The organism is Methyloceanibacter sp. (assembly GCF_058506495.1).
Genome location: NZ_JBZMXT010000115.1, coordinates 1 through 5,195 on the forward strand (window position 1 = coordinate 1; position 5,195 = coordinate 5,195).

7 protein-coding genes are annotated in these 5,195 nt (G+C 59.1%); 2 read left to right on the forward strand and 5 right to left on the reverse strand.

Annotation, left to right across the window (positions count from 1 at the left end):
- A partial coding sequence (locus AC33YF_RS12680; protein WP_491777572.1) for a hypothetical protein occupies positions 1-671 on the reverse strand: 671 nt, incomplete at its 3' end.
- A 305-nt stretch (positions 672-976) separates the two neighbouring features.
- Between AC33YF_RS12680 and AC33YF_RS12685 the strand changes: the two genes are divergently transcribed.
- Positions 977-1,792, forward strand: coding sequence for a hypothetical protein (locus tag AC33YF_RS12685; RefSeq protein ID WP_491777573.1), 816 nt, complete (start codon positions 977-979; stop codon positions 1,790-1,792).
- 2 nt (positions 1,793-1,794) lie between these two features.
- Positions 1,795-2,631, forward strand: coding sequence for a hypothetical protein (locus AC33YF_RS12690; RefSeq protein WP_491777574.1), 837 nt, complete (start codon positions 1,795-1,797; stop codon positions 2,629-2,631).
- Between the two features lie 18 nt (positions 2,632-2,649).
- On the opposite strand, the gene AC33YF_RS12695 is transcribed toward AC33YF_RS12690, so the two are convergent.
- From AC33YF_RS12695 to AC33YF_RS12710, 4 genes are all read right to left on the reverse strand, one after another.
- Positions 2,650-3,420, reverse strand: a complete 771-nt coding sequence (locus AC33YF_RS12695; protein ID WP_491777575.1) for an energy transducer TonB family protein — start codon at positions 3,418-3,420, stop codon at positions 2,650-2,652.
- Between the two features lie 19 nt (positions 3,421-3,439).
- Positions 3,440-3,877, reverse strand: coding sequence for an ExbD/TolR family protein (locus AC33YF_RS12700; RefSeq protein ID WP_491777576.1), 438 nt, complete (start codon positions 3,875-3,877; stop codon positions 3,440-3,442).
- Positions 3,877-4,533, reverse strand: a complete 657-nt coding sequence (locus tag AC33YF_RS12705; RefSeq protein WP_491777578.1) for a MotA/TolQ/ExbB proton channel family protein — start codon at positions 4,531-4,533, stop codon at positions 3,877-3,879. The genes AC33YF_RS12700 and AC33YF_RS12705 overlap by 1 nt, the downstream gene beginning before the upstream one ends.
- Before the next feature lie 77 nt (positions 4,534-4,610).
- A partial coding sequence (locus AC33YF_RS12710; protein WP_491777577.1) for a hypothetical protein occupies positions 4,611-5,195 on the reverse strand: 585 nt, incomplete at its 5' end.

Consider the following 5,195-nt stretch of genomic DNA (forward strand, 5'->3'; position numbering starts at 1 on the left):
GCCGCCAGCGGTGCGCGTAGCCCCCTGATCAGAAGGAACGCGATGGCGAGCGTGATGAGAACCGCCAGCGCTGCGTGAATCGCACTGATCCTCTCCAGCCGGGTCAGGAGCTGCGTAGCGTTGGCATCGATCCTGAGCACTTCAGCCGTTTCGTCGGCCACCGCAACTTCGATCAATTCGTTGAGCTTTCTATCGAGTCCGCCTCTGAGAAGATCGACCAGGTTTTGCCAGGCGATGTCTGGGCGCCCCCGGCTTCTCAGCTGATCGACCTCGGATAGCTGGTCCAGAATGCGCTGATACTCATTGCGGATGGCCTCGAGCCGAGTGACTTCCGCCCGTTCAGCCCTGCCTTCCTCGTTGCCCACGATGGCGAGTTCCTGGCGTGAGAGCTCCTCAAGGGCCGACAGGTCGGACTCGATGACTTTCTTAAGATGGGCCTCGCCTAGAGGCCGGTCGGACAGTCCAGTGAGCAGTGTATCCGTCCAGGCTTTGAACAATTGCTGGCTGTGACGCGAGAGCTGAAGCTGCCGCTCCAGCTGCTCGTGGGCGACGCGAGACCGGATCAGATAGCTATGGGATTCGGCGACACCCCAATATGAGAACGCCGCCGCCGATAATGACATGGCGAGCAACAGGCAGGCGGCGATCAGAAGCTTTGTGCGGTATCGCATGGGATGCAGAACGCTTTTGGGCTGCCGCGTCGAAACGCGTCCGGGCGCAATTCGAACGACCCGCGGTCCATGTCCCGGCTGAAGGACGCGGTAGGACTATCTATACTGCATTTTGACGCGATAAACGGGTGTTCCAGCGGCATACGGGCCTGCCGGTTCCTTAGTTTGCTCCAAGGTAGGCGTTCCTGCGGTCGTGAAATCTGCGGCAGGGACGGTGTACGAGACATTGCAAACCGACTTATAGTTACAAGAGGTTTGGCAAAACGGTGGATCAACCGCCGGGGCCGTTGGCCAGGGAGAAGGTGGTGTTTTCAGCCGGACGAGATGCGGCTTCCGTCCGTGGCTCGGCGTTCGTCGTCGCGGTCCTGGCAGGCTTGATCCCTTCGATCGTGGGTCTTACCGGCACCAGCGCCCATGCCGAATTTGAGATCCCTGAAGTCGATGCCGAAAAGGGCGCTTTCGAGGCTGAGTATCGCGGCGCCTCTCATTGGGGACTTCCGCCGAGGGAAGAGGACGATGAGAGTGATCTGCTGCGCCAGAGTCACGAGCTCGAGCTTCAGTACGGCTTGACGGACTGGTGGATGCTACGTTTGACTCCCAATTTCGAGGAGCCAGATGGCGGTTCGTTCCAATTTACCTCCGTGGGTGTTGAGACGCAGTTTGTGTTTATCCCGCGTCACGGCGGCGAATTCGGCGCGGCACTCATGCTGGGTTACGGCCCTTACTCGCAATCACTTAACGAAGACGCCCCCGACGAGTTTGAGTTCGGCCCGGTGGTGGAATACGCGCCTGGGCCGTGGCTGCTCAGCCTCAACCCAAGACTTGCGACAGACGTCGGGGAGGACGCGGATCGCGACGGCTGGGGATTCGAGTACGCGGCGCAGTTGCGGTATCAGTTTGGCCCGCGCTTGGGCGCTGCGGTACTGGGCTTCGGCGAGATTGAAGAGCTCGCGCAGTCGGGCCCGTTCAATGAGCAAATTCATGTTCTTGGACCCAGCCTCTACGTGTTTTCCGACCCCGAGGGCGAGAGGGAATGGCTCTTCGGCGCGGGGATGCTCTTTGGCTTGACGGATGCATCGGCTAACTCCGCCGTGCGCATAACGCTTGCTGTTGAGTACTGACGATGTTACGCGCCGGCCTCCTCATCGTCCTCTTAGTGTTTGCGTTGATTTCCCCGCAGGCGGCTTTTGCTGAATTCGAGATTCAAGAATCCACCATCGATGAAGGTGAGACCCAGCTTCAATATCGTGGCGCCTGGCACCGCGGCCTGCCGGCTGGCGGCGAAATTGAAGGTATCGACCTATCACCCGATCCCGGGGACGCCCCGCTCAAGCAGAGCCAAGACTTCGAAATTCAATACAGTCCAACAACATTTTGGTTGGTGGCGTTGACGCATGTGTTTGACGAGCCGGCCGGCGAGCACTTCCGGCTTAATTCTATCGAGTTTGAAACGCAGTTCGAACTTGTCACACGCGAAGGGGACGGGCTTGGACTGGCGGTTCAAGGAGGTACGGAGCAACCCGTCTTCGAGGTGCGTGAGGAAGCGGATCCCGAACTCAACATCGGACCGATTGTCGAGCTCTCCGAATCGAACTACACGCTCGTGCTCAATCCGCTGTTCTTCCGTGAGATCGGCGACAAAAACGATCAAGAGGGTTTTGGTTTCGAGTATGGCTGGCAGGCGCGCAAAGAGCTGTTCGGCGAGCGCCTCTGGCTAGCGGTCGAGATGTTCGGTGAGATTGAGGACATGTCCAACGCAGGGCCGTTTGACCTGCAGCAGCACAGCATTGGGCCTGCCGTCTACTATACGTTCGGCAAGGAAGACGATTTCGACGACGAACTCTACGATGTCGACAGAAAGAGCAAAGAGTTGACTCTGAGTGTCGGCGCGCAGTTCGGCCTCACCAAAGCGACCTCGGATGTCGCGCTGAAGATCTTTATTGGGTACGAGTTCGACTGAGCCGCCGACGGCAGTCCATCAGCGAAGCGTAAACCGAAACGGGACCGAGACGGTGACGGTTTCCTGCCCGACCTCTATCGGAATCGACGGAAAAGGCGCAGCTTTCTCGATTGAAGCCAGTGCTGCTTTGTCGAGAGCCTTTGACCCCGAACTCTTGACGACTTCGTTTCTCACCAATTCGCCATTGGACTTGACGGTAAGGCGGACCACGGTCGTGCCAACGCGTTTGGTGCGTGGGTTCACCTTGGACCCTTCCAGGTGCGTCCGAAGCTTGCCGAGATACTCCCTATGCGCCGTGACGTCGCCACCCCTCAGTACCTCGCCTGAGCTCGCGCGCATGGCGATGACGGTCTGCTGCGCGACTGCCGCAATCTGCTGAGGAAGCGGCTGCTCTTGCAGATCCTGCTCGGGTTCGTCAACCAGTTCCTCGACAGGCTCGACGAGTTCGTTTTCGGGGCCGGTCTCGGAAGCGAGCACCATGTCCTCGACCGGCTCGACCTCGGGAACCTCTTCAACCGGCAATTCTTGTTGCTCTTCGATCGCCTCTACCTGTTCAAGGTGCTGGGCCACCGAACTCATCATGGGCGGGGCTTCCACGGCCTCGACGGAGACAGCATCCTCGCCGAGCTTGGCGAGCCCCTCAATCGCGATGCCCTGCTCGACGACCATGATGTCGCTACCGGAGCCTTCCTCCAGCGCAGCCCCGTCAGATATCGGTATGAACAGTGCGAACGCAAGGAGGCCGTGAGCGGCGATTGAGGCTAACCATGCAAGGACACTGAGCGCCATAAGCAATCACCAGGGGGGCCTATTCGCCGGCCTTGGGCTGAGACAGCAAGGACACGCGCGAATAGCCGCTCTTGCCGACCCGGCCGAGGATCTCCATCACCTCGCCGTAAGAGCGGTTCTTGTCACCGCGCACATACACCACTGTGTCGCCTTCAGCCTGTCGAAGGGCTATGAGCCGCGGGACAAGCGTATCGACGGTTACTTGATCCTCGCGGATAAAGATCGATCCGTCAGGGGCGAGAGAGACAATCATTGGTTTCTTGGGCTGACTGACTTTGGCCGCAGATGTGCTTGGGAGTTCGACAGGAACGCCGGCGACCAGCAACGGCGCCGTGATCATGAAAATGATGAGGAGCACCAGCATCACGTCTACCATTGGCGTGATATTGATCTCCGAAATCGGGCGGTAGCCTTCTTCGTCGCCGGCCCCGCCGCTACTGCCAACGGACATGCCCATTACGACGGCTTCCCAGCGCGAAGCGGTTCCACGTTACTGCCGCGCATGCGCTTCGCCTGCTGCTCAACTTGGGCGTCATCCGTAGCGAGGTCTCGAGCAATATCGATGATGGCATCATTGCCGCGTGCATAAGCGCGTCCCAACGCGACCGAAATCTGGTTGTATGCGACCACAGCAGGAATTGCCGCGGCCAAACCGATTGCCGTAACGATCAGCGCTTCAGCGATACCAGGGGCCACCACAGCGAGACTCGTGTCTTTTTCCTGAGCGATGGCGGTGAAGCTGTTGACGATGCCCCAAACTGTTCCGAACAACCCGATGAACGGCGCAGCAGATCCCGTCGTCGCCAGAAACGGCAGGCCGCCCTCGATCTTCTGAATCTGCGCCTTGAACGTATGCCGCATAGCGTTCTCTACGCGAAAGCGGCGTTCGGTCGGGCTGTCGTCTTGGTCAGCCTCAAGTTCAGCCTCGCCAGCCGAAAGCACGGCGCCCGTAAGTCCGCCCCGCCCGCTGCTCGATCGAGCGTTTGCGAGGCGTCGTACGCTGGCCTTTAGCCAAGAGATCCGCACGATCTTTTCGAATGTGATTGCCCAGCACGCCACGGAAGCCAGGACGAGAAGCACGATCACGCCCTTGACCACCGGGTCTGCCTGCATCAGCAGTCCCCAGACGGAGTAGTCATGACCTCCGGCGACTACGGCCAATTCCTGTTCTACTGCCACGGTCTAGATCCTTACTTACTGAGTTCGGCGTCAGTCCTGCTCGACAGGGAGAGGACGTCCAGGCAATCGGAGATTTCTTCCGAACCGACTTGGCACTTCGCAACTTCGTTAATCAGAATGCTGCCGACGTCGTCGCAATCTGTATCCGACAGGTCGTATCGCTTCACAGACTTCTTGTTGGCCTTTAGCGGGGCGATATCGACGGTAAAGCTTTGGCTGACAATGCCGTCCCGGCGAAAGATGTAAAAATCCAATTGCAGTTTGTCGTAGGCGCGGTCGCTCTTGTTATCGAATAAGAAGAAGACCCTGCAATCTGAGTCTTTCGGCTCGAGCTTATTGAGCTCCATCGAAAGCTTGCTTGCCTCCGCCTCTTCGGCCACCGAGAAGGCGGGCCCGACGAGCAAGGCAGCCCCTACAGCGATAGCAGCCGCCGCGCCTCGCCCGATACACCTGGCCCTGCGCCAGCGTTGATTTACGTTCAGCAGCACCAATACCTCCCAAACCAAGTCTTTTGTGTTCGCCAGGCCGCGGTCGCCTGAAGGCCCCACAGCTGGCGTAAGCCGCTCCCGTTGACGCTCTCCGATCCTGGTTGAAGG